General features: G+C 71.0%; 21 protein-coding genes and 1 pseudogene. 10 read left to right on the top strand and 12 right to left on the bottom strand.

Annotated features, from left to right (window positions below):
• Positions 1 to 43 precede the first annotated feature (43 nt).
• The 3 genes from AOM46_RS05930 to AOM46_RS05920 form a co-directional block, all read right to left on the bottom strand.
• Positions 44 to 250 carry a YbdD/YjiX family protein gene (locus AOM46_RS05930; protein ID WP_062206745.1) on the bottom strand — a complete coding sequence of 69 codons (207 nt, stop codon included), beginning with the start codon at positions 248 to 250 and terminating at the stop codon, positions 44 to 46.
• Positions 250 to 2385 (bottom strand): carbon starvation CstA family protein, encoded by a 2136-nt coding sequence (locus AOM46_RS05925; RefSeq protein WP_107079998.1) that lies wholly within the window; start codon positions 2383 to 2385, stop codon positions 250 to 252. The genes AOM46_RS05930 and AOM46_RS05925 overlap by 1 nt, the downstream gene beginning before the upstream one ends.
• 300 nt (positions 2386 to 2685) lie before the next feature.
• Positions 2686 to 3447 carry a GntR family transcriptional regulator gene (locus AOM46_RS05920; RefSeq protein ID WP_062206741.1) on the bottom strand — a complete coding sequence of 254 codons (762 nt, stop codon included), beginning with the start codon at positions 3445 to 3447 and terminating at the stop codon, positions 2686 to 2688.
• A 275-nt stretch (positions 3448 to 3722) separates the two neighbouring features.
• On the opposite strand from AOM46_RS05920, the gene AOM46_RS05915 reads away from it, so the two are divergent.
• From AOM46_RS05915 to AOM46_RS05895, 5 genes are all read left to right on the top strand, one after another.
• Positions 3723 to 4985, top strand: coding sequence for an extracellular solute-binding protein (locus tag AOM46_RS05915; protein WP_062206739.1), 1263 nt, complete (start codon positions 3723 to 3725; stop codon positions 4983 to 4985).
• A 69-nt stretch (positions 4986 to 5054) separates the two neighbouring features.
• Complete coding sequence (locus AOM46_RS05910; protein ID WP_062206737.1) at positions 5055 to 6038, top strand: carbohydrate ABC transporter permease; 984 nt, start codon at positions 5055 to 5057, stop codon at positions 6036 to 6038.
• Positions 6035 to 6847: a carbohydrate ABC transporter permease gene (locus tag AOM46_RS05905; RefSeq protein ID WP_062206735.1), complete on the top strand. Its 813-nt coding sequence runs from the start codon at positions 6035 to 6037 to the stop codon at positions 6845 to 6847. Before AOM46_RS05910 ends, AOM46_RS05905 begins: the two co-directional genes overlap by 4 nt.
• Positions 6848 to 6852: 5 nt before the next feature.
• Positions 6853 to 8412, top strand: a complete 1560-nt coding sequence (locus tag AOM46_RS05900; RefSeq protein ID WP_062206733.1) for a glycoside hydrolase family 3 protein — start codon at positions 6853 to 6855, stop codon at positions 8410 to 8412.
• A gap of 85 nt (positions 8413 to 8497) precedes the next feature.
• The gene (locus AOM46_RS05895; protein ID WP_062206732.1) at positions 8498 to 9550 is read left to right on the top strand and encodes an SIS domain-containing protein; all 1053 of its coding nucleotides are present in this window, start codon (positions 8498 to 8500) and stop codon (positions 9548 to 9550) included.
• 14 nt (positions 9551 to 9564) lie between these two features.
• Here the strand turns inward: AOM46_RS05895 and AOM46_RS05890 are convergent, their stop codons facing one another.
• The gene (locus AOM46_RS05890; RefSeq protein WP_062206730.1) at positions 9565 to 10320 is read right to left on the bottom strand and encodes an SDR family oxidoreductase; all 756 of its coding nucleotides are present in this window, start codon (positions 10318 to 10320) and stop codon (positions 9565 to 9567) included.
• A 117-nt stretch (positions 10321 to 10437) separates the two neighbouring features.
• On the opposite strand from AOM46_RS05890, the gene AOM46_RS05885 reads away from it, so the two are divergent.
• Both AOM46_RS05885 and AOM46_RS05880 read left to right on the top strand, forming a co-directional pair.
• Positions 10438 to 11067, top strand: coding sequence for a TetR/AcrR family transcriptional regulator (locus AOM46_RS05885; protein WP_062208539.1), 630 nt, complete (start codon positions 10438 to 10440; stop codon positions 11065 to 11067).
• Positions 11068 to 11469: 402 nt separating this feature from the next.
• Positions 11470 to 12954 (top strand): sensor histidine kinase, encoded by a 1485-nt coding sequence (locus tag AOM46_RS05880; protein ID WP_062206728.1) that lies wholly within the window; start codon positions 11470 to 11472, stop codon positions 12952 to 12954.
• A gap of 193 nt (positions 12955 to 13147) precedes the next feature.
• Here the strand turns inward: AOM46_RS05880 and AOM46_RS05875 are convergent, their stop codons facing one another.
• Both AOM46_RS05875 and AOM46_RS05870 read right to left on the bottom strand, forming a co-directional pair.
• Entirely contained in the window at positions 13148 to 13405 is a 258-nt protein-coding gene (locus AOM46_RS05875; RefSeq protein ID WP_062206726.1) for a WhiB family transcriptional regulator, read from the bottom strand.
• A gap of 337 nt (positions 13406 to 13742) precedes the next feature.
• Entirely contained in the window at positions 13743 to 14714 is a 972-nt protein-coding gene (locus AOM46_RS05870) for a diacylglycerol kinase family protein (protein ID WP_062206724.1), read from the bottom strand.
• Positions 14715 to 14775: 61 nt separating this feature from the next.
• Here AOM46_RS05870 and AOM46_RS05865 point away from each other — a divergent pair, with 61 nt between their 5' ends.
• Complete coding sequence (locus AOM46_RS05865; protein WP_158920267.1) at positions 14776 to 15207, top strand: hypothetical protein; 432 nt, start codon at positions 14776 to 14778, stop codon at positions 15205 to 15207.
• A 38-nt stretch (positions 15208 to 15245) separates the two neighbouring features.
• Here the strand turns inward: AOM46_RS05865 and AOM46_RS05860 are convergent, their stop codons facing one another.
• The 3 genes from AOM46_RS05860 to AOM46_RS05850 form a co-directional block, all read right to left on the bottom strand.
• Positions 15246 to 16130 (bottom strand): RNA polymerase sigma factor SigF, encoded by an 885-nt coding sequence (locus AOM46_RS05860; protein WP_370592647.1) that lies wholly within the window; start codon positions 16128 to 16130, stop codon positions 15246 to 15248.
• 47 nt (positions 16131 to 16177) lie between these two features.
• Positions 16178 to 16591, bottom strand: coding sequence for a hypothetical protein (locus AOM46_RS05855; protein ID WP_062206720.1), 414 nt, complete (start codon positions 16589 to 16591; stop codon positions 16178 to 16180).
• Between the two features lie 272 nt (positions 16592 to 16863).
• Positions 16864 to 17349 (bottom strand): NUDIX domain-containing protein, encoded by a 486-nt coding sequence (locus AOM46_RS05850; protein ID WP_062206718.1) that lies wholly within the window; start codon positions 17347 to 17349, stop codon positions 16864 to 16866.
• A gap of 206 nt (positions 17350 to 17555) precedes the next feature.
• Here AOM46_RS05850 and AOM46_RS05845 point away from each other — a divergent pair, with 206 nt between their 5' ends.
• Positions 17556 to 19907 carry an AAA family ATPase gene (locus AOM46_RS05845; RefSeq protein WP_067225965.1) on the top strand — a complete coding sequence of 784 codons (2352 nt, stop codon included), beginning with the start codon at positions 17556 to 17558 and terminating at the stop codon, positions 19905 to 19907.
• Here the strand turns inward: AOM46_RS05845 and AOM46_RS05840 are convergent.
• Both AOM46_RS05840 and sodN read right to left on the bottom strand, forming a co-directional pair.
• A complete protein-coding gene (locus AOM46_RS05840; protein WP_062206716.1) occupies positions 19892 to 21133 on the bottom strand; it encodes an FAD-binding oxidoreductase in 1242 nt (413 codons plus the stop codon). The genes AOM46_RS05845 and AOM46_RS05840 overlap by 16 nt on opposite strands.
• A 180-nt stretch (positions 21134 to 21313) precedes the next feature.
• Entirely contained in the window at positions 21314 to 21709 is a 396-nt protein-coding gene (sodN, locus tag AOM46_RS05835) for a superoxide dismutase, Ni (protein WP_062206715.1), read from the bottom strand.
• Between the two features lie 266 nt (positions 21710 to 21975).
• Between sodN and sodX the strand changes: the two genes are divergently transcribed.
• A complete protein-coding gene (gene sodX, locus AOM46_RS35990; RefSeq protein WP_107079997.1) occupies positions 21976 to 22440 on the top strand; it encodes a nickel-type superoxide dismutase maturation protease in 465 nt (154 codons plus the stop codon).
• Here the strand turns inward: sodX and AOM46_RS05830 are convergent.
• Positions 22359 to 22973, bottom strand: a pseudogene (locus tag AOM46_RS05830) (ABATE domain-containing protein); the annotation flags it as partial. The gene sodX and the pseudogene AOM46_RS05830 sit on opposite strands and share 82 nt — an antisense overlap.
• Positions 22974 to 22997: the final 24 nt, after the last annotated feature.

Here is a 22997-nt window from a genome sequence, read left to right as displayed (position 1 = left end):
TCGATTTCGTCGATCTCGTTGTTCTCAGGTTGGGGCGGCCCCGTCAGCAGCAGCCGTGGTGGGAGGTGGGATCGGCGTACTTGTGGTCCTGGCGCCGCCGTTCGAACTCCCGGCGGTCGAGCACCGGCGCCGACGGGTCCTCGTCGTGGGCGCGTTCCCGGTAGCGCCGGTAGGCGTTCTCCCCGGTCAGCTCGGTGACATACCAGCGCAGCCAGGCGGCCGCCCGGCGTGGCGCGGCGATCAGACGCATCAGTGGGACCCTTCCTCCGTCGCGGTCTCCTTGGTGCCGGGCGCCCGCTGTGCGGGGATGCCGCCGCCGGGGCCGAGCCCGGCCCGGGCGAGTTCGGCCTTCTCCTCCCTGGTGGCGATCAGTTCGGCCGGCGCGATCAGCCGGGACTCGGCGTAGGGGGCCTCCCGCAGCCGGACCGACTCGGGGGAGCGGATCGACCTGAGCGTCACCCGGGCGGCGTCCACAAAGATCACCAGGACGAGCAGCGCCAGCACCGCCGTCAGCGCCGCGTCCAGGGTGGCGTTGTTGACGATGGTGCGCATCTCGGACATGTCGGCCGCGCCGGGCAGGAGTTCGCCCCGGTCGATGCCGTCCTGGTACAGGTCGCGCCTGGCCAGGAAGCCGACCGCCGGATCGCCGGAGAACACCTTCTGCCAGCTGGCGGTGAAGGTGACCACGGCCACCCAGGTCATCGGCACCGCGGTGACCCAGGCGTAGCGCAGCCGCCCGGACTTGACCAGCAGCACCGTGCAGACCGCGAGCGCCACCGCGCCCAGCAGCTGGTTGGAGATGCCGAAGATCGGATAGAGCGTGTTGATGCCGCCGAGTGGATCGTTGACCCCGACCCACAGCAGCCAGCCCCAGAGGCCGACCACCGCCGCGCTGGTCAGCAGGATGCCGGGCAGCCAGGAGCTGGAGCGGAACCGGCCGAGCCGGGGGTGGGCGCTGGCCAGCGCGTCCTGGAGGATGAACCGGCCCACCCGGGTGCCGGCGTCGATCGCGGTCAGGATGAAAAGCGCCTCGAACATGATCGCGAAGTGGTACCAGAAGCTCATCATCGCGTCGCCGCCGAGGATGTCCGAGAGGATCGCGGCCAATCCCAGCGCCAGGGTGGGCGCGCCACCCGTTCTGGAGAGCAGCGAACCCTCCTCGACCGAGGCGGCGGCCTCGGTGAGCTGTTCGGGAGTGATCACAAAGCCCCAGGACGAGATCGTCTCGGCGGCGGCCTGAACCGTGTCCCCGATCGCCGCCGGTGGCGCGTTCATGGCGAAGTAGACACCCGGGTCCAGCACACAGGCCGCGGTGATCGCCATCACGGCCACCGACGACTCCATCAGCATCCCGCCGTAGCCGATGCTGCGGACCTGGGTCTCCTTCTGGATCATCTTGGGCGTGGTGCCGGACGAGATCAGCGCGTGGAACCCGGAGAGCGCGCCACAGGCGATGGTGATGAAGACGAACGGGAAGAGCGATCCCGCGAACACCGGCCCCTCGCCGTTGCGCGCGAAGTCGGTGACCGCCTCCATCTGGAGGGTCGGCAGGGTGATCACCAGGGCGAGGGCGAGTAGCCCGATGGTGCCGATCTTCATGAAGGTGGAGAGGTAGTCGCGGGGCACCAGCAGCAGCCAGACCGGGACCACGGACGCCGCGAATCCGTAGAGCACCAGGCAGATGACCAGGGTGCGGGGATCGAGGGTGAAGGCGTCCGCCCAGCCGGAGTTGGCCACCCAGCGGCCGGCGACGATCACGAAGAGCAGCAGCGCTACACCGATCCCGGTGACCTCGGCGACCCGTCCCGGCCGGATATAGCGCAGATAGACGCCCATGAAGAGCGCGATGGGGATGGTCATCCCGACGGAGAACGTGCCCCAGGGCGATTCCGCGAGCGCGTTGACCACCACCAGCGCCAGCACGGCCAGCAGGATGATCATGATGGTGAAGATGGCGATGACGCCGGCGACGCCGCCCACCGGGCCGATCTCCTCGCGGGCGATCTGCCCCAGGCTCTTGCCGTCCCTGCGGGTGGAGAAGAACAGCACCACCATGTCCTGGACCGCGCCGGCGAAGATCACCCCGACGATGATCCAGATCGTTCCCGGCAGATAGCCCATCTGGGCCGCCAGCACCGGGCCGACCAGCGGCCCCGCGCCGGAGATGCCGGCGAAGTGATGGCCGAGCAGCACCCGCCGGTCGGTGGGCTGGTAGTCGAGCCCGTCCTCAAGCCGCTCGGCCGGGGTCGCCCTGGTGTGGTCGGCGCGCAGCACCCGTCTGAGGATGAACCGCGAGTAGAACCGGTACCCGATGGCGTAGGAGCCGAGGGCGGCGGCCACCATCCAGGCGGCGGAGACGTCCTCTCCTCTGGACAGGGCCAGCATCGCCCAGCCGATTGCGCCCACCAGGGCGACAACCGTCCAGACGATGATGGACCGGGTACGTACCTGACGTGTCTGGCCTAGGAGTTGCACGATTCCTCCCGCCGTCGTCTTTGACTGACGCGGGGAATCTAGAGCACCCGAACCGCCTTGACCATGGGGCCTGCGCGGCGGAGGCGCGGCAGGTGACCCCGGGGCCCGGTGGGACGACCCGGTTTGCGGGCCGGACGCCCGGATGCCCCGGAGGGCCGGTTGCCCCGGATGGCCGAACGCGGCTCGGGCGGCTCGGGTGACCCGGACGGCTCAGGTGGGACGGGGACGCTCCAGGTTGGCGACGAACTTGTAGCGGTCCCCCCGGTAGACCGAGCGGACCCACTCCACCGGCTCACCCTGGGTGTCCCGGGAATGGCGGGAGAGCATCAGCATCGGCAGACCCACGTCGGTGCCCAGCAGCCCGGCCTCGCGGGGGTTGGCCAACGAGGTCTCGATCGTCTCCTCGGCCCGCGCCAGATGGACGTCGTAGACCTCGGCCAGCGCGGTGTAGAGCGAGGTGTAGCGCACCAGGCTGCGGCGCAGCGCGGGGAAGCGTTCCTGGGAGAGGTGGGTGGTCTCTATGGCCATCGGCTCCCCGCTGGCCAGCCGCAGCCGTTCGATGCGCAGCACCCGGCCGCCCTCCGGAAGGTCCAGCAGCCGGCTCAGCCGCTCGTCGGCGTTGATATAGCCGATCTCCAGCAACTGGGAGGTGGGCTCCAGACCCTGGGCGCGCATATCCTCGGTGTAGGAGGTGAGTTGCAGGGTCTGTGAGACCTTGGGTTTGGCCACGAAGGTGCCCTTGCCCTGGATGCGTTCCAGCCGGCCCTCCACCACCAGCTCCTGGAGCGCCTGCCGCACGGTGGTTCTGGAGGTGTCGAACTCGCTCGCCAACGAACGTTCCGGCGGCACCGGCGTGCCGGGCGGCAGTGTCTCCGTCATCTGTTGAAGATGGCGCTTGAGACGGTAGTACTTCGGTACACGTGCGGTGCGGACCCGGTCGGCGGCGTCGGCGGCACCTGATTCGTTGGCCATGTCCCACCCCTCCGACTCGTTGTGTTCTGCCGTCACCGGCTCCTCCGAAAGATCGCGGTTGACATGGTGGCACGGGCCACCCCGGGGCGCCGCCCCGGGACAGATGTCGGTCCTGTAACGGACCTGTCAGGCGGCCCGTGGGCCCTTGACACCTTTCCTGGTCTGGTCCAGGCTCCCGTGCAACTGGTCTACACCTCTTGTCTACACCACTAACGCAACGGCCGTCCCGGCGCACCACGATGTGGACCGGGCCCGGCTTTTTGAAGGAGGGTGACGTGAAGCGCAAGCTGATCGCTGCTATCGGCGTGGCCACCATGGCGGCCACCGTCGCCGCCTGCGGCTCCGACGACGACGGCGGGGGTGGCGGCGGCAGCTCCGACGCCATCACCGTCTGGCTGATGGACGGGTCCGCTCCCGAGGACTGGCTGAACGAGCTCAACGAGGCGTTCGAGGCCGAGCACGGCGTCTCGGTGAACGTCGAGATCCAGCAGTGGGACGGCATTCAGGAGCGGGTCACCACCGCGCTGTCCGAGGACGGCACCATCGACGTCCTGGAGATCGGCAACACCCAGACCGTCGGCTACGCCAACACCGGCGGCCTCGCGGACCTCGGCGACTTCGCCGACGAGCCGTGGAACGAGGCGATGCTGGAGTCGGCCCAGGTGGACGACACGCTCTACGCGGTGCCGTGGTACGGCGCCAACCGCGTGGTGGTCTATGACAAGGGCATCTGGGAGGAGGCCGGCGCCGAGGTGCCCACCACGCGGGACGAGTGGATCACCGCGCTGGAGACCATCCAGGAGAACACCGATGCGGAACCGATCTATCTGCCCGGGCAGAGCTACTACGTGATGGGCGGGTTCGCCGCGGACGAGGGCGGCGCCTTCGCCGTCGAGGAGGGCGACGGCTGGGTCGGCGCGCTGGCCACCCCCGAGGTGCAGGCCGGCATGGAGTTCTATGCCGAACTCCAGTCCTTCTCGAACTCCCCGACCGACAACGACGAGGCGGAGCCGCAGCAGTCCACGGAGATCGTCCCCAACGGGAACATCGCCTCCTGGATCGGTCTGGGCTGGGAGGCCGCCGGCGCCATCGCGGCCATCGAGGAGCAGGGCGGCGAGGCCGACTTCGGCTACTTCCCGGTGCCGGGCCCGACGGCCGACCAACTGGGCCACGTCTTCCTGGGCGGCTCCAACCTGGCCGTCTCCAACCGGGCCGGCAACGCGGAGCTGGCCAACGAGTGGCTGGCCCTGGCCACCTCGCAGGAGTGGGCCCAGAAGTACGTCGACGCCAACGGCGGTGGCGTGGTCCCCAACCGGACCGATGTCACGGCCACGCCCGAGGAGGGCAGCTTCGCCGAGGCGATGGTCGCCGCCCGCGACGTCGGCTACCTGCCGCCGCTGACCACCGGATGGGCGAACGTCGAGACCGACCCCAACCCGATCAAGGAACTGATGACCAAGTCCCTGAACGGGGACGACTACCAGTCCGCCGCCGAGTCCGCGGACTCGGAGATCACCAGCCGCATCAACCGCGAATAGCCAGCGCCCGGGGGCGCCGCAGCCCGGCGGCGCCCCCGTCCTTCTTCGCCATCTGAGGGAAGACACCGCATGACCGTGCACATCGAGGAAGCACCGGCACCACCGCCCCCGGTCCGTGGCACCCCGGGCCACGGCGAGGACCGGCGCCCGCCACGCCGGTGGCTGCCCTCAAACTGGGTGCCCTATCTGCTGATCGCGCCGGCCGTCATCGCGATCCTGTCGGTTCTGGGCTACGCCCTCTTCCGCAACGTGCTGATCTCGTTCCAGGAGTTCGGCCGGAAGCAGCTGATCTCCCGGACCACCGAGTGGATCGGCGTCGAGAACTACCGCGCCGTCCTGCAGAACGAGCGCTTCTGGGACTCGGTGGTCCGCACCTTCCTGTTCATGGCGGCCAACGTCGTGCTGATCATGATCATCGGAACGCTGCTCGGGCTGCTGCTCAACGCGCTCGGCAAGAAGATGCGGCTGGTGCTCGCGATCTCCCTGGTCGCCGCCTGGGCCATGCCGGTGGTCGCCACCACCACGGTCTTCCGCTGGCTCTTCGACACCCAGTTCGGCGTCGCCAACTGGATGATGCGCACGCTGGGCTTCTCCGGCTACGACCAGCACAACTGGTTCAGCAGCGGCCTCTCGACGCTGGCCATCGTCACCCTGCTGATCGTCTGGACCTCCGTCCCGTTCGTCGCCATCAACCTCTACGCCGGACTGACCACCATCAGCGGGGAGATCCGGGAGGCCGCCCGGGTGGACGGCGCCTCCTCCTGGCGCATCTTCTGGTCGATCCTGCTGCCGATCATGCGCCCCTTCTTCATGATCACCACCTTCCTGGAGATCATCTGGGTCTTCAAGGCGTTCGTGCAGGTCTACGCCATGAACGGCGGCGGACCCGACCGGGAGTCCGAAACCCTTCCGGTCATGGCGTACGTCGAGGGCATGGGGCAGAACCAGTACGGCGTGGCCGCGGCGATCTCCGTGCTGACGCTGTTCATCCTGCTGATCGCCATGTCCTTCTACTTCCGGCTGATCCTCAAGCAGGAGAAGGAGAACTCATGAGGAAGCTCTGGCTCAACGGCACGGCCCTGGTGCTGTCCGTGCTGTTCATCTTCCCGGTCTACTGGATGTTCAGCACCTCCTTCAAAAGCAACTCCCAGGTGCTCACCAAGGACCCGGTCTTCTTCTTCACGCCGACGTTCGACCACTACTCGACGGCCACCGGGGTCGACCTGTTCTGGACCTATGTGACCAACAGCCTCGTGGTCACCATCGCGGCCGTGCTGCTGGCGCTGGTCGTGGCCCTGGCCGCCAGCTTCGCCATCGCGCGGATGGAGTTCAAGGGGCGCAGGGGCATGGTCATCGCGGTGATGATGGCCCAGATGGCGCCCTGGGAGATCCTGATCATCGTCGTCTACCTCAACGCCCGCGATCTGGAGATGCTCAACAGCCTGGTGACGTTGACGCTGATCTACTTCGTGATGGCGCTCCCCTTCACCATCTGGACGCTGCGCGGCTTCATCGCCGCCGTGCCCAAGGAGCTGGAGGAGTCGGCGATGATCGACGGCTGCAACCGGGTCCAGGCGTTCATCCGGGTGATCTTCCCGCTGCTCGCCCCCGGCCTGATGGCCACCTCGCTGTTCGGCTTCATCGCCGCCTGGAACGAGTACGCGATGGTGCTGGTCCTCAACAAGGCGCCGGACGCCGCCACCCTGCCGCTGTGGCTGACGCAGTTCCAGACCAACTTCGGCAACGACTGGGGCGCCACCATGGCCGCCTCCTCCATGTTCACCATCCCCGTGCTGATCGTCTTCCTCCTTCTCCAGCGACGGGTCACCGGCGGCCTCTCCGCCGGGGCCGTGAAGGGATAACGCGCATGACCACCGTGGTTCCGGACTCGGACACCCTCACCAGGGACGCGCTGGCCGTTCTGCAACCCACCTTCGTCGGCACCCACCAGGCACCGGGCTGGCTGCTGGCGCAGCTGGACAACGGCATGACCGGCGTCGGGCTGTTCGGCAGGAACGTCGTCTCGACCGAACAGCTGGCCGAGCTGACGGAGCAGCTGCGCGAGGCCAGACCGGACGTGCTGGTGGCCATCGACGAGGAGGGCGGCGACGTCACCCGGCTCGACGTGCACGGTGGTTCGTCGGTGCCGGGCAACCACGCGCTGGGCAGCGTGGACGATCCGGACCTCACCCGCGCGGTCGCGGCCGAGATCGGCCGCCGCCTCGCCGCCGGCGGCGTCAACGTCAACTGGGCGCCGTCCGCCGATATCAACTCCGATCCGGAGAACCCGGTGATCGGGGTGCGCTCCTTCGGCGAGGAGCCGGGTCTTGTGGCCCGGCACACGGTGGCCTATGTGGAGGGGCTGCAGTCCGCCGGCGTCGCCGCCTGCGTCAAGCACTTCCCCGGGCACGGCAACACCAACGTGGACTCGCACCACGCGCTGCCGACGATCGACATCGACCTGGACACCCTGCGCGGCAGGGAGCTGGCGCCCTTCCAGGCCGCGATAGCCGCCGGCACCCGCTGCGTCATGAGCGCGCACATCCTGGTGCCCGCCCTCGACCCCGACCGGCCGGGAACGCTGAGCCCGGCCGTTCTCACCGGACTGCTGCGCGCCCCCGTCGCCGAGGGCGGGCTCGGCTTCGACGGCCTGATCTACACGGACGCCATCGAGATGCGGGCGGTCGCCGAGACCTACGGCCTCGACCAGGGCTGCGTCCTGGCCATCGCGGCGGGCGCCGACGCCCTCTGCATCGGCGGCACACCGTCCGACGAGGCCGAAGTGCTGCGGCTGCGCGACGCGTTGGTCACCGCCGTACGGACCGGCCGGCTCCCCGAGGAGCGGCTGCACGAGGCGGCCGAACGGGTGCGCGCCCTGGGCCGGTGGACCACCGCCGAGCGGCAGCGGATCGCCCGCCGGCCCAGCGCCGGGCCCGGCGGCGCGGAGATCGGGCTCATCGCCGCCCGGCGCGCGGTGCGCCTGACCCGCCCGGCCGGCTCGGACGCCTTCCAGCCGGTGACCCGCCCGGCGCATGTCGCCGCGTTCACCCCCGGCGCCAACATCGCCGTGGGCGACGAGACCCCCTGGGGGCCCGGCACCGAACTGACCCGGCTGCTCCCCGGCACCACCACCGGCGACCACTCCCGCACCGACGCCGAGCGGCTGGGCCCGGTGGAGCTGGCCGCCGAGGTGCTGGCGGCGGCGGGGGAGCGCCCCCTGGTGGCCGTGGTGCGGGACAGCCATCGCCACCCCTGGATGGCCGCCACGCTGACCGCCCTGGTCGCCGCCCGACCCGACACCATCGTGGTGGAGATGGGTGTTCCCCACGCCGCGCCGGTGGGCGCCTCCCATATCGCCACCTATGGCGCGGCCCGCGTCTGCGGCCAGGCGGCGGCGGAGATCATCGCCGGCCACCAACCCGGCTGAGCCACCCGGCCCGCCCGATGGCGGGGGCGCCCCGTCGCGCGCCCCCGCACGACCGTCCGTTCCGCTTCCGGCTGGGAGAGTCCTGATGTCCGCCACACAGCCAGGCCGGCTGATGTTCGCCGAGATGACCGAGCAGCCCACCGTGCTGCGCCGCCTGTTGGACGAGGGCGCGCCCCGTATCGCGGAGGTGGCCCGGCGGATCGCTGCCCGCCACCCCCGCTTCGTCCTGCTGACCGGCCGGGGCACCTCCGACAACGCGGCCTACTACGCCAAGTACCTGCTGGAGATCCAGCTGGGTCTGCCCTGTGGTCTCACCTCCATGTCCACGACGACCGCCTACGAGGCCAAGCCGGACCTGACGGACTGCCTGGTGATCGCCGTGAGCCAGTCCGGCGGCTCACCCGATCTGGTGGCCTCCACCACCGCCGCCCGGGAGGGCGGGGCCATCACCCTGGCGGTGACCAACAACCCCGACTCGCCGCTGGCGGAGGCATGCGAGTTCGCCATCGATGTGTTGGCGGGGCCCGAGGAGGCGCTGCCCGCCACCAAGACCTACACCGCCGAGCTGCTGGCGCTTTATCTCTTTGTCGCCAGCCTCCGGGGCGAGGACGGCGTCGCCACCGCCCGGGCCCTGCCCGAGCTGGCCGAGCGGGTCCTGGCCCGCCAGGACGAGGTGCGGCAGCTCGCCGGGCGGTACCGCTTCGCCGAGCGCATGGTCCTCACCTCACGCGGCTACGGCTATCCGACGGCGAGGGAAGCGGCCCTCAAGCTGATGGAGACCAGCTATATCCCCGCGCTCGCCTACTCGGGAGCCGATCTCCTCCACGGCCCGCTGGCGATGGTGGACAACGTGTCCCCGGTGATCGCCATCGTGACGGGAGGCCGGGGCGGCGAGGCCCTGCGCCCCGTGTTGGACCGGCTCCAGGACCGGGGCGCCGACCTGATGGTGGTGGGCCCGGAAAGCGCCGTCGCCCGGGCATCGGCCGGCTTCGCGCTGCCCACCGAGCAACTGGCCGAGGAACTTCAGCCGATCCTGGAGATCATCCCCCTGCAACTGCTGGCCTACGAGGTGACCCGCGCCAGGGGCCAGGACCCCGACGCCCCCCGGGCGCTGGCCAAGGTGACCGAGACGCGCTGAGCGCTCCCGCCGCCTCAGAGCAGCGCCCCGCCGGTGGCGTCCAGCCACTGACCGGTGACCCATCGGGCGTCGTCCGAGGCGAGGAACCCGGCGACATCCGCTATGTGTGAGGGCTGCCCCACCTCGCCCAGTGGGGACATCGAGGCGATGGCCGCCCTGCGCTCCGGATCCGACAGCCCGAGCCCGGCGTTCATCTCCGTCTCCACGATGCCGGGGGCCAGCGCGTTGACCGTGATCCCGCGCGGCCCCAGCTCCTTGGCGAGGGCCGTGGTGAAGGCGTCCACCGAGGCCTTGGTCATCGAGTAGGCGAGGATGGCCGGCATCATGCCCGGGCGATGCGAGAGGCCCGAGGAGAGATTGATGACCCGGCCCCCGTCCCGCAGCCGGCCGAGCCCCAGCCGGGTGATGAAGAACGGCGCCCTGACATTGACCGCGTGCAAGCGGTCGAACTCCTCGGGCGAGGTGCCGGCGAAGTCGACGGCGGTGCCGACGCCCGCGTTGTTCACCAGGATGTCCAGGCCGTCGGCCTGTTCGTCGAACGCCGCCCAGAGCGCCTCGGCATCGCCCGGCTCGCCCAGCCTGGCGCGCAGGGCGAAGGCGCTGCCGCCCGCCCGCTCGATGGCCGCGACCGTCTCCTTCGCGGCATCCTCCCGCTCGCCGTAGTGCACCCCGACGCGGGCCCCGTCCGCCGCCAGCCGCTCGGCGATAGCCCGCCCGATGCCCCGGCTGCCGCCGGTGACCAGGGCCGTCTTGTTCTTCAGCGTGCTCATGCGTGGCACACCCCTCCCCACAGAACCCCCCTCAGGGCGCCCCGCGGAATTAGCTAGCGATCGTTACAGAAGGAACCGTAGCACCATTTCTTGAGCGAGCGCTATAGAATGGCGGCCATGGTCACTCGTTCGCGTGGACGCCCCCGTTCCTTTGACCGCGACACGGCGCTGGAGCAGGCCACCCACGCCTTCTGGGAGCACGGCTACGAGGCCACGTCGATCGCCGATCTCACGGCGGCCATGGGCATCGGGGCGCCGAGCCTCTATGCCGCCTTCGGCGACAAGCGCAGCCTCTTCGAGGAGGTGGTGGCGTTCTATGTCGAGCGCTACGGCTCCTTCATCGGCCGCGCCCTGGCGGAGGAGCCCACCGCCCGCCGCGGGGTGGCCAGGGTGCTGCGCGAGGCCGCCGTCGAATACACCAGGCAGGGGCGGCCGGCCGGCTGTCTCGTGGTCTCCGCCGTCACCAACTACGCGGATTCCGCGCGGGAGGTCGCGGAGGAGCTGCGGGTGATCAGGCGGGGCAACTTCCAGGCGGTGCGTGATCGGGTGCGGATGGATATCGCCGCCGGTGTGCTGCCGGCGACGGCCGACGCCGAGGGGCTGGCCCGCTTCACCAGCGCGGTGATCCAGGGCATGAGCCAGCAGGCGCGGGACGGCGCCACGGCGGCCGAGTTGGCGGTGGTGGCCGAGGCCGCGCTGCGCGCCTGGCCCGAGGAGTTCGACGGACCGGTGATCGAGGTCCCCTGAGCGGTCGGGATCCCCGCGAGGGGGCGGCCACCGCCCCAGGGCCTGAAGGGCCGGGGAAGAGAGGCGGAAAGTCCGGGGAAAGGTCCGAGGAAAAAGCCCCGGAAAACACCCACGGGCCGCGGCACCGAAGAGGGACCCTCAACCCTCTTGGCACCGCAGCCCGGAGCGATTTCGGGCCCGGGGCGCCGTCAGGGCAGAAAGCGCCGGGCCCCGCTCTGCTCTCCTGTGCGGGGAGAGCAGAAGACTGTGTTGGTCCCTCCCATTCTGGACCGGGCTCGTCTCATGTGTCCATGCTCTGAACGGACTTCCTGCTTGGTTTCGCCGTTCCCCGTCACAACTTGATCACAAGGAGCATCCGGACCGTCGCAAGACGCTCGCCGGTAAGCTCCGAGTGTGCCCTCCATGAACGACCTCGTACGCCAGCACACCGCCCTGGGAACCGGGGACCTGGAATGGCTCCATCTCCTGGTCTCCGAATGGCAGCTGCTCTCCGACCTCTCCTTCGCCGATCTGGTGCTGTGGCTCCCCACCGAGGACGGCACCCGCTTCGTCTCCGTGGCGCAGATGCGGCCCAACACCGGGCCCACCTCCTACCAGGACGACATGATCGGTCATCTGGTCCCCCGGGGCCGCCGGCCGCTGCTCGATGTCGCCCTGGACGAGGGGCGGATCGTGCGCGAGGGCGATCCCGAGTGGCGCGAGGAGGTCCCGGTGCGGGTGGAGTCCATCCCGGTGCGGCGGGAGGGCCAGGTGCTCGGCGTGATCGCGCGCAACACCAACCTGCTGACCGTGCGGACGCCCAGCCGGCTGGAGCTCACCTATCTGCAGAGCGCCTCCGACCTGGCCCAGATGATCGCCGGCGGGGCCTTCCCGTTCCCCGGCCAGCAGGTGGGGATGGACCGGGCGCCCCGGGTCGGGGACGGGTTCATCCGGCTGGACGCCGAGGGCGTGGTGCAGTACGCGAGCCCCAACGCGCTCTCCGCCTACCACCGGTTGGGCCTGGCCACCGATCTGGTCGGCCTTCCGCTGGGCCCCACCACGGCCGAACTGGCGCCCACCCGTGGCCCCGTCGACGAGTCCCTGGTCAAGCTCGCCAGCGGCTGGGCGCCTCGGGAGGCGGAGATCGAGGGCGCCGACTGCGTGATCCAGCTGCGCGCCATTCCCCTCAAACCCAAGGGGGAACGTATCGGCTCGTTGATACTGCTCCGCGATGTGACGGAATTGCGCCGCAGAGAACGCGAGTTGATTACCAAGGACGCGACAATCCGCGAGATTCACCATCGGGTGAAGAACAATCTGCAGACCGTGGCCGCGCTGCTGCGCCTGCAGGCTCGACGGATCGGCGCCGCCGGCGACTCCAGCGCCAGGGCCGCGTTGGAGGAGGCGGTTCGCCGGGTCGGTTCGATCGCCATCGTGCACGAGACGCTTTCGCAGAACCTCGACGAGCGGGTGGAGTTCGACGAGATCGCCGACCGGGTGATCGCGATGGTTGCCGAACTCTCCCCGGACGGCCGGGTGGTGGGGCGGCGCACCGGCCGGTTCGGGATTCTGGACGCGGAGACGGCGACGCCGCTCTCCATGGTGCTCACCGAGGTGCTGCAGAACGCCCTTGAGCACGCCTTCGGCCCGGGGGAGCGGGGCACGATCGATGTGGCCGCGACGCGCGCCGACGCCACCCGTTCCACGCATCGGCTGCTGGTCACCGTGCAGGACAACGGGCGGGGGCTGCCGGCGGGCTTCGACCCGCGCGGCGGCGGGAACCTCGGGCTGCAGATCGTCCGCACCCTGGTGGAGGGCGAGTTGGGCGGCCGGTTCGACATGTTCCCCGCCGACGGCGGCGGCACCCGGGTGGTCCTGGACGTTCCACTCCAACCCGAGAAGCGCTGAAGGGGGAAATCCGGTACGGGAGTTGACGAGCCGTCAACTCCCGTAGGAACGGCCCTGCTGCGCACAGCACTGAGCCCCGGCGCCTGGCCTTTCGGCCTGGTGCCGGGGCTCATCACGTTCTACGCGATGTGCACCTCGGTCGGTGCGGGTGCTGCGGCTCGGGGCAGCGAAGGGGCGGCGGCGTCGGCCTGGGTCAGGCGGTCGCCTTGCGCGCTCGGTTGCGGGCGGCGCGGCGCTTCATGGCGCGGCGCTCGTCCTCGCTCATGCCGCCCCAGACGCCGGAGTCCTGGCCGGACTCCAGAGCCCACTGCAGGCACTGCTCCATCACGGGGCAGCGGCGGCAGACGGCCTTGGCTTCCTCGATCTGCAGCAGCGCGGGACCGGTGTTGCCGATGGGGAAGAACAGCTCGGGGTCTTCCTCGCGGCAAACGGCGCTGTGACGCCAGTCCATGTCTGCTCCATCTCCTGCACGTTGCAGTTACATTGCTTGTGAATGTGAACGCTTTCACGAATCCCCACACAAGGAACGGGCCGTCGATTGGACGTCGCTCAGAGTGAAGCCCCTCACCGCGATCCCGCAGGATGGGAGGGGAGGATTCGGGCTCTCAAGGGGGCCAAGGGCTTGGCCGTCCCGATCGCCATGAAGAGGTTCGCAAACCTCGGCGACGGATACAACCCCTTCCGACAAGTTTTTTTTGAATCCTTGGTGTCGCCTAGCTCACAACCCTAATTCCCTTGGGTGGAGTCTGCGCTAAACGTTCGACTAGAAGGAGTTTTCGCAGTTCTGCTCACACAATCACACGCAGTGCACGGCGCACGCCTGTGAAGGAGACGCTGTTTCGCAGTCCCAGGTGGTCACCATCAAGCTGAAACGGCAGTGGCACCTGCGATTGCAAGGTGAACTCCGTTTCGTCATGCAACGACACCACATGTCGGCCATGTGGGCCTCGGTCCGGGCTGGAGCGCAGCAGTTGGGTCCCGTAGCGCGTGACGGCGGCGGAGGAGAGGCGGGAGAGACCGAGCAGGTCGAGCCCCGTGTCGAACGAGGCGCGCGGCGCGGCGTACATCGGTCGGTTCCCCAGAAAGGTCCAGGGCGCCGTATTGCAGATTATCGACAACACCAGCCCCTCGACGGCCTCTTCGCCGGGCCGGGTCAACGAGATGGTGCCGTGGGTGCGCCGCCGGTCGCCGAGGAAGTGCCGCATCGCCTGCCGCACATAGAGCGCGTGGGTGGAACGTTTGCCCCGCTCCCGTTGTCCCTCCACCCGGCCGATCACCCCCGCGTCGAAGCCGTAGCCGGCGCAGAAGGTGAACCAGCGGCTCGGCACCTCGGCGTCCGGGGTGCCCGGGGTGCCGGTGGCCAGGCCCAGGCCGATGGTGCGTTCGGAGCGGGCGTGCAGGGCGTCGAGCAGCGCGCCGGTGGCCTCCACGGCGTCGTTGGGGAGCCCGAGGGCGCGGGCGAAGACATTGGTGGAGCCGCCCGGCACCACCGCCAGCCGGGGCAACTCGCCGCCGGGGTCGGGGCCGTTGTGCAGCAGCCCGTTGACCACCTCGTTGACCGTGCCGTCCCCGCCGAGCGCGATCACCACGTCCGTGGTGCCGGACTCCGCGGCCTGTCGGGCGAGCCGCCGGGCGTGGCCCCGGTACTCGGTGGCGGCGACATCGAGCTTGAGGTCGCTGGCCAGCGCATGGCTGAGCACGTCACGGGTCCGCGCACTGGTGGTGGTGGCTACCGGGTTGACCACGAGAAGTGCGCGCATGGTGGCAGGGTACCCAGGTCAGGCGCGTCGGTGCCGGGGTGGTGCCTTATACCCTGGCCGGGTGAGCGAGAAGAGCCCGCGGGAAGCGGAGCGGATGGAGGCCGACCGGCCGCGTCGGATCGCGCTGGCGGCCGTGCTGTGCGGCGCGCAGGGGGCGGCGCTGGCCGGGGTCGCCGTGCTGCTGCTGGTGTTCGCCGTCGGCGGGGAGTCGGGTGATCTCGCCCAGGCGGTGGCCGGCGGGCTGACCCTGCTGGCGCTCGCCGGGCTGCCGCTGATGGCGGGGCACGGGCTGTGGCGGCTGCGGCGCTGGAGCCGGGGCCCGGCCGTGATGACGCAGTTGATAGGGGTGCCGATCGCCTTCACGCTGCTGGGCAGCGGAGGCGTCTGGGTGGTCGCGGCGCTGGGCCTGGCGGGCTCGGTGGCCGTGGTGCTCGGCTGTCTGCTCAGTCCCACGGCCACCGAGGCGCTCGGCGTGGGCCCCGAGCGGGCCTGAGCCCGGCGGGCGACCGTCCGAGGGGACGCCCGGGCCGTTCACTCCTCGACGAGCAACTTCTCCCGGAGCTGGGCCAGCGTGCGGGCCAGCAGCCGCGAGACGTGCATCTGCGAGATGCCCACCTCCTGGGCGATCTGCGACTGGGTCATGTTGCCGAAGAAGCGCAGCAGCAGGATCTTCTTCTCCCGGGGCGGCAGCTCCTCCAGCAGGGGCTTGAGCGATTCGCGGTACTCCACGCCCTCCAGCGCGTCGTCCTCGGCGCCCAGCGTGTCCGCGACGGCCGGCGACTCGTCGTCGGTGTCCGGGACGTCGAGGGAGAGCGTGCTGTATGCGTTGGCCGACTCCAGGCCCTCCAGCACGTCCTCTTCCGAGATGTTCAGCCGCTGGGCCAGCTCGTGCACCGTGGGGGCCCTGCCGTGCTGTTGGGACAGCTCGGCGGTGGCCTGGCTCAGCGAGAGCCGCAGCTCCTGCAGCCGGCGGGGGACCCGCACGGCCCAGCCCTTGTCCCGGAAGTGGCGTTTGATCTCGCCGACCACGGTGGGCGTCGCGTAGGTGGAGAACTCCACGCCGCGCTCCGGGTCGAAGCGGTCGACGGACTTGATCAGGCCGATGGTGGCGACCTGCGTGAGGTCGTCCAGCGGCTCGCCGCGGTTCCTGAAGCGGCGCGCGAGATGCTCCACCAGCGGCAGGTGCATCCGCACCAGGGTGTCCCGCAACTCCGCCTTGGCCGCCGAACCTTCGGGCAGCTCGCGCAGCTGGACGAAGAGGGCCCGGGCGGCGCTGCGGTCCTGCGGATCGGGCGACAGCCGGCGTCGCGTCTGGGTGTGGTCGGCTCCGCGCCGCCGGATCGTCGGCTCGGACTGCCCGGGAATGGCCGCGTCGGCCGGCTGTTGGTGCGCCGCCGTGCGCGTTGTCTGATCCACCTCGTTCACCTCGGCCCCCTCGTCCCGTGGCGGCCCCTGGGCGCCGGTCACGGCGCTCCGGGGGCGGCGCCGCGCTTCTTGTGCAGGCTGATGCTGACCGTCTTGTCCTCGGCGACGGTCGATTCGACTTCGCCGGCGAGCGCGGTGAGCACTGTCCAGGCGAAGGTGTCGCGCTCCGGCGCGTGCCCCTCCGTGGTCGGGGCGGAGACCGTGACCCGCAGCGCGTCCCCGACCAGCGTGAAGACGCAGTCGAGCACGCTGCCGTGGATGGCCTGCTGGAGCAGGATGGCGCACGCCTCGTCCACCGCGATGCGCAGATCCTCGATCTCGTCGAGGGTGAAGTCCAGTCGGGCCGCCAGCCCGGCCGTGGCCGTCCGCAGCACCGACAGATACGCACCCGCGGCCGGTAGCCGGACTTCGACGAAGTCCTGCGATCCGGGCTCACCTGGGAATTGGGACACCCTCACCTCCACAGAGACTCACAGTTCGTAAGCGCTCCAGGGCACCACCGAGGTGCCCTGACCGCCCTGCGACGCTACCGCGATCCACAGCGCGCTGTCGCCTGGCCCGGGATGTGGCCGACCGACCCGACCACCTCAGCGGTATTACTCATCGTAATGCACTCAGTGCTTACTGTGCCCGGTGGGGGGGCGTCAAATCCCGTGTCCACGACAGATGTTGTGCGTGATCACCGCGATGGTCGTTGATCGTACTGCCCCCTGGGCCCCATGCGTCACGACCAGCCGAGGAGGGTCAGGTCGACCGTGCCGCTCAGGCAGCGTTCCACCAGGCGCTCGCCGCCGAAGACCATCTCCGTGTCGTTCGTCGGCAGGGCGTCGACAGCCACCCAGCGCACCTCGGAGTGCTTGGTCGGTTCGACGTTGCGCGGTTCGCCGCTCCACTCCTCGGTCCGGAACACCATCGTGACAAAGCCGTTGGGCGCCTCGACGCCGCGCGCCGCGTGCAGCACATGGGCCAGCCGGAGCGCCGACTCCTTCACGACCACCCCGGTCTCCTCGTGCAACTCCCGCACGGCGGTGGTGGTCACCGGCTCACCCGGGTCGCTCTTGCCGACCGGCAGATCCCACTTTCCCGGCGCGAACTTGGCCGCCGGGCCACGACGCAGCAGCAGCACGCGGTCGGTCGCCGGATCGTGCACCAGAACCGCGGCGGCGAGCATGGTCATGGACTGGGCGGCGGGGGGCAGCGCTGGGGACATGCCGGCAGCCTAGCCAGCGTGCCGGGCCGTACCGCAGCGGTTTTTTCCGCCGGGTGGCACGGCGTGTGGTCGGACAGGGGCGCGAAAAAAGAAAAAGCCGCGCCTTGAAAGGGCGGCCAATTACTCGCTATATTGGTGGGTTTGATGCGCCTGAAGGGGATTGGCGAGTCAACTCACAAGCTAATTTTAGCGAGAAGAGGAAAGCGATGTCAAGTCGCGCGGAAAAAGGGGAACTCGACGGGGAACTGCGGGGCGAGCGGGGCTATGTGAATGCCCTGTACGACCGGCTCGACGCGCTGCGCGAGCAGGTGGCGCGCCGGCTGGACGCGACCCTGGCCAGCACCGGGCTCGGCCATCAGGGGTTGGCCGAACGCGATGTCGCCGCCCGGGAGTTGGCCCGTGAGCTGGCGCGGCTCGACGGTGTGGAGAGCGGTCTGTGCTTCGGCCGGCTCGATATGCGGGCCGAGGAGCGCCGCTATATCGGACGGCTGGGGCTGCGGGAGACGGACGGAACGTATGACCCGTTGCTCATCGACTGGCGGGCGCCGGCGGCCCGTCCGTTCTATGTGGCGACCGCGCTCAATCCGTTGGACGTGCGTCGACGTCGGCATATCCGGTCCCGGGGGCGAAAGGTCGTCGGGGTCTGGGACGAGGAGTTCGCCGGCAATGCGGAGGTGAGCGGGGATTCCGCGCTGCTGGACGCGCTCGACGCGGCCAGGACGGATCGGATGGGCGATATCGTCGCCACCATCCAGGCCGAGCAGGACGAGATCATCCGCGCCCACCACCGAGGGGTGCTGGTGGTGCAGGGCGGCCCCGGCACCGGGAAGACCGCCGTCGCGCTCCACCGGGCCGCGTACCTCCTCTACACCCGGCGCGAACAGCTGGCCAGAAGCGTGGTGTTGGTGGTCGGCCCCAACCCGACGTTCCTGCGCTATATCGGCGATGTGCTGCCCTCGCTGGGCGAGACCGGGGTGCTGCTGGCCACCGTCGACCAGCTCTACCCCGGCGTGCGCCCCCGGCGCGCGGAGTCCAGGGACGGCGCGGTGCTCAAGGGGCGGCGGTCCATGGTCGGGGTGCTGGAGCGCGCCGTCGCCGACCGTCAGCGGGCGCCGGAGGACGGTTGGACGGTCGAGGTCGACGGCCGGCCGGTCCGGCTGGCCCCGGGCGCCTGCGCCGCGCTCAGGCGCGCGGCCAGGGAGAGCGGGCTGCCGCACAACCAGGCCAGGGCCGTTTTCGCGGAACTGCTGGTGGACGCCCTGACCGAACGGGTGGTGGCGGACTTCGGCACCGATGTGCTGGACGGTACCCCGCTGTTGGGCGCGGAGGACATCGCCGGCATCCGCGCCGAGCTGGCCGCCGAGCCGGGGGTGCGGGCGGCCCTGGACGAGCTGTGGCCCGCGCTCACCCCGATGACGCTGCTGGCCGGCCTCCTCGGCTCACCGGACCGGCTGGCGGTGGCCGCGCCCGGGCTGACCGGGGCGGAGCGCCGTGCGCTGCACCGGCCCGAGGCACCCGACGGCTGGACGGCGGCGGACGTGCCGCTGCTGGACGAGGCGGCGGAGCTCCTCGGCCCGCTCCCCGAGCCCCGGCCGGGCCCCGAGGACGAGGAGCGGGCCCACGCGCTGCGGCTGGCCGGGGAGGCGCTTGAGGTCGGCTACGGCTCGCGGACGGTCGACGTCGACGACGGGGAGGAGTCCGAACAGCTCGCCGCCTGGGATCTGTTGGACGCCGAGGCGCTGGCCGAACGGCAGGCCGACACGGACCACCGCACCCCGGCGCTGCGCGCCGCGGCCGACCGCACCTGGGCCTTCGGGCATGTGGTGGTGGACGAGGCGCAGGAGCTGTCCCCGATGGCCTGGCGGCTGCTGATGCGCCGCTGTCCCGCCCGGTCGATGACGCTGGTCGGCGATATCGCGCAGACCGGTGACCCGGGGGGCGCGCCGTCCTGGGACGAGGTGCTGCGGCCCCATGTGGGCGGTCGTTGGCGGCTGGCGGAGCTGACCGTCAACTACCGGCTGCCGACCGAGATCGCGGAGGTCGCGGCCGAGGTCCTGGGCCGGATCGACCCGTCGCGGCGGGCGCCGCGCGCGGTGCGGGAGGGCGGCGTGCGGCCCTGGTGGCGCCGCGCGGCGGACGCCTCGCCGGCCGGGCTCGCCGCCGAGGCGGCGCGGCTCGCGGCCGTCGAGTGCGAGGCGCTGCCGGAGGGGCGGGTCGCCGTGCTGGTGCCCGGGTCGCTGCGTGGCGCTGCCGAGGCGGCGGTCGCCGGCCTTGGGCGCGGCGAGCGGATCGTCGCGTTGGACCCCGGGACCGCCAAGGGGCTTGAGTTCGACGCGGTGTTGGTGGTCGATCCCGAGCGGATGGTCGCCGAGGCGCCGCGCGGCCTGGGCGATCTCTATGTCGCGCTGACCCGCGCGACCAGGCGTCTTGGCGTGCTCCACCCGGGGCCCACGCCGCCCCTGGGGCTGCTCGGCCTGGCCGGCGCCGGCACCGGGCGGCCCCGGAGTCGGCCGTCGTTCTCCGAACGGTCCGGCGGACCGGGTCAGTGCGCGTCGTAGATGCCCCGGTAGTGGCCGAGGGCCGTCGAGCTGATCCGTTCGTCGCTCCAGTCGGCGAAGCGGTCCGGGGCCAGCCGTTCGGGGTCGACCAACGGAGCGCCGCCGGACAGGAGTTGGTCGGCCAGCTGGCGGCCGACCCCGGCGGCGTGGGTGACCCAGGACGCCTCGGCGCACCAGAGCCCGGCCACTCCCGGGGCCGGCCCCACCAGCGGGAGTTCGTCGGGCGTCAGGGCGAACGCCCCGTTGAGGCGGCGTCCCCGCGGGGCCGTGCGGAAGGCCGGCACCAGGGCGGTGGCCTCGGCCAGGGCGGTGCCGAAGTCCGTTTCGCGGAAGGGGAGTTCGGCCGAGCCGAGGGTGGCGGACGGGGTCAGCGGGAGCGGTTGGTGGGCGTAGGAGCCCAGTCCGTAGCGGCGGCCGTGGCGGCGGGTGTAGACGGCGTGGTCCGGGTAGCGGACGATCGGCCCGTCGATGGGGGTGTCGTCGAGGCCCGGCAGTTCGGCGGTGTAGAGGTAGGGGTGTTGGACGGCCACCATGGGCAGCCGGGCGCCGGCCCGCGCGGCCAGTACCGGTCCCCAGATCCCGGTGGCCAGCACGGTCCGGCCGGCGCGCAGCAGTTCGCCGTCCGCGCCGGCGCGCACGCCCACCACCCGGCCGTTCTCGATCTCCAGCGCGCGCACCGGCGTGTCGAAGCGGAAACGCGCCCCGCCGTTTGTCGCGGCCTCGACGAGGGCGTGGGTGAGCGCGGCCGGGTCGGCGGCGCCGTCGGTGGGGAGATACAGCGCGCCCAGGGCGCGGTCGGCGTCGACCAGCGCGGGGGCGAGCGCGGCCGCTTCGGCGGGGCCGAGGACCCGGGCGGGCAGCCCGGCCCGCGTGCCCTGCTCGACGTCCCGGTGGGCCTGCTCCAGGCGGGCCGGGTCGGTGGCGACCTCCAGGCAGCCGACCTGGTGGAAGACCGGCTCGGGCGTGGTCCCGGCGAGCGTGCGGTAGGTGGCGACGCTGTCCCTGGCCAGCACCGTCAGCTCGGGGGTGGCGCTGAGTTGGCCGACGAAGCCGGGCGCCAGTCCGGTCGATCCCGGCAGCCGGGCGCGGTCACGGGCGTCGAGGACCGTCACCCGTCGGTGTCCCGACCGGGTGAGGTGGTAGGCGACCGAGGCTCCCACCACGCCGGCGCCGACGATCAGGATCTCGTCGGCGATCCGCTCCTCCGTGCCCACGCGCACGCCCATCTCCCCTTCCTCGGGCGCCCGGTGACCGGGCGCTGGTGGCCAGGGGCATCCTCCGCCACCGGACCGGGGGCGGCCAAGGGGGGAGAGCGCCGTACACAGGACCGCACCCGGACCGCCGTGGCCGCCGGGTGGGGCGGGCCGCGATCCGGGTGCGGGAGGAACGGACGTCCGGACGGGACGTCAGGCCTTCTTGGTCTCCCAGAAGATCTTGTCGATCTGGGCGATGTAGTCCAGCGCCTTCTGGCCGGTGGCCGGGTCGGTCGAACCCTTGGCGGCGCTCAGGGCCTTGAGGGTGTCGTTGACCAGCTGGTGCAGCTCGGGGTACTTCTCGAAGTGCGGCGGCTTGAAGTAGTCGCTCCACAGCACCGACACGTGATGCTTCGCCAGCTCGGCGCGCTCCTCCTTGATGACGGTGGCCCGGGCACGGAAGTGCGGGTCGTCGTTGGCTTGGTACTTCTCCTGGACGGCCTTGACGGACTCGGCCTCGATACGGGCCTGGGCCGGGTCGTACACGCCACACGGAAGGTCGCAGTGCGCGCTGACCTTGACCTTCGGGGCGAACAGGCGGGAGAGCATAGAGCTGTCCTTCCTCGTGATCGTCTTCTCACCGGCGAGGTTACTCCGTACAGGGCCGGTTTTCTCCGTCGACCCGGGGCCTCGGCGGAGGCTTAGGCCGAAAGTCCAATGCCATGGCGGGCCCTGAGGCGGAGCATGGTGGCGGGGGCGGGAGGATGGTCCCGGCCTGCCGGCTCCGTTCGGGAGGGCGGGCCGGTCCGAGGTGCCCGCATGCGATCAACGGACGTTCCGGGCACGATGGCTCATGGACGACAAGTGAGGGTGCGATGAGGTTTGGGCTGGCCGAAGTCTACAACCCCTCGATGCTGCCCACCCTGCGTCCGGGTGACCAGTTGCTGCTCGCCTACGGTGCCAGGGTGCGTCCCGGGCATGTGGTGGTGCTGCGCCACCCGTTCCAGCACGATCTGCTGATCGTGAAGCGCGCGGTGGAGCGGCGGGACGAGGGGTGGTGGGTGCAGGGCGACAACGGCGCGGTCACCAACGACAGTCGGGAGTTCGGCGTGGTGCCGGACGGGCTGTTGGTGGCCAGGGCGCTGGTGCGGCTGCGCTCGCCGCTGGGTCAGGTGTCCCCGGCCGACGCCGCCGGCGCGCCCGGGGTCCCGGGTCTGGTCGAGGCGCCGGCGCCGGCCGGTTCCGCGGGGCGGGTCGGCTCCTGGGTGGGCGCGCTGGGCAGGCTGCCGTCCGCCGTGCGTCCGCTCTCCGCGCGCTCCCGGCGTTTGCGCGCCCGATAGGCGGCGACATTGGCGCGGGTGGCGCAGCGGTCGGTGCAGTAGCGCTTGGAACGATTGGTCGATGTGTCGATATAGGCATTGCGGCAGGGCGCGGCCTCGCAGATGCCGAGCCGGTTCACCCCCAGGTCGGTGAGCTGGAACGCGAGGCCCATGCAGGCGATGGCGGCATAGCCGGCTGTGGCGTTCGACGGGTGCTCGGCCAGGTGGAGGTGCCAGCGGGGGCGGCCGGCGTCGTCGAGATAGTCGTGTCCCGAGATCTGCGGGCTGGCCGGGTATTCGAGCAGCAGGGCGTTGAGCAGGTCGACGGCGCGCGTCTCCTCGCCCTCGTGCGCGGCGGTGAAGACGGCGCGCAGCCGGCCGCGGACGCCGCGTAGCCGGGTCACATCGCCCTCGCCCGCCCGGCGGGCCGCGTGCTGCGCCTCGCCGAAGAGCGCGCGGACGGCGTCGACCGAGGTGAGGGAGTCGGTGCCGCGCTGCGGCTCCTCCGTGTTCACCAGGCGTACGGCGAAGTCCGCGTAATAGGTCAACTCCATTGTGATTCCTTACCGGCGCGGCTT

Origin of the sequence: Streptomyces sp. NBRC 109706, from assembly GCF_000974485.1 — a bacterium.
GTDB lineage: Bacteria > Actinomycetota > Actinomycetes > Streptomycetales > Streptomycetaceae > Streptomyces.
The sequence above is the reverse complement of the archived record's forward strand: the minus strand, read 5'-3'. Positions and strand labels throughout refer to the sequence as shown.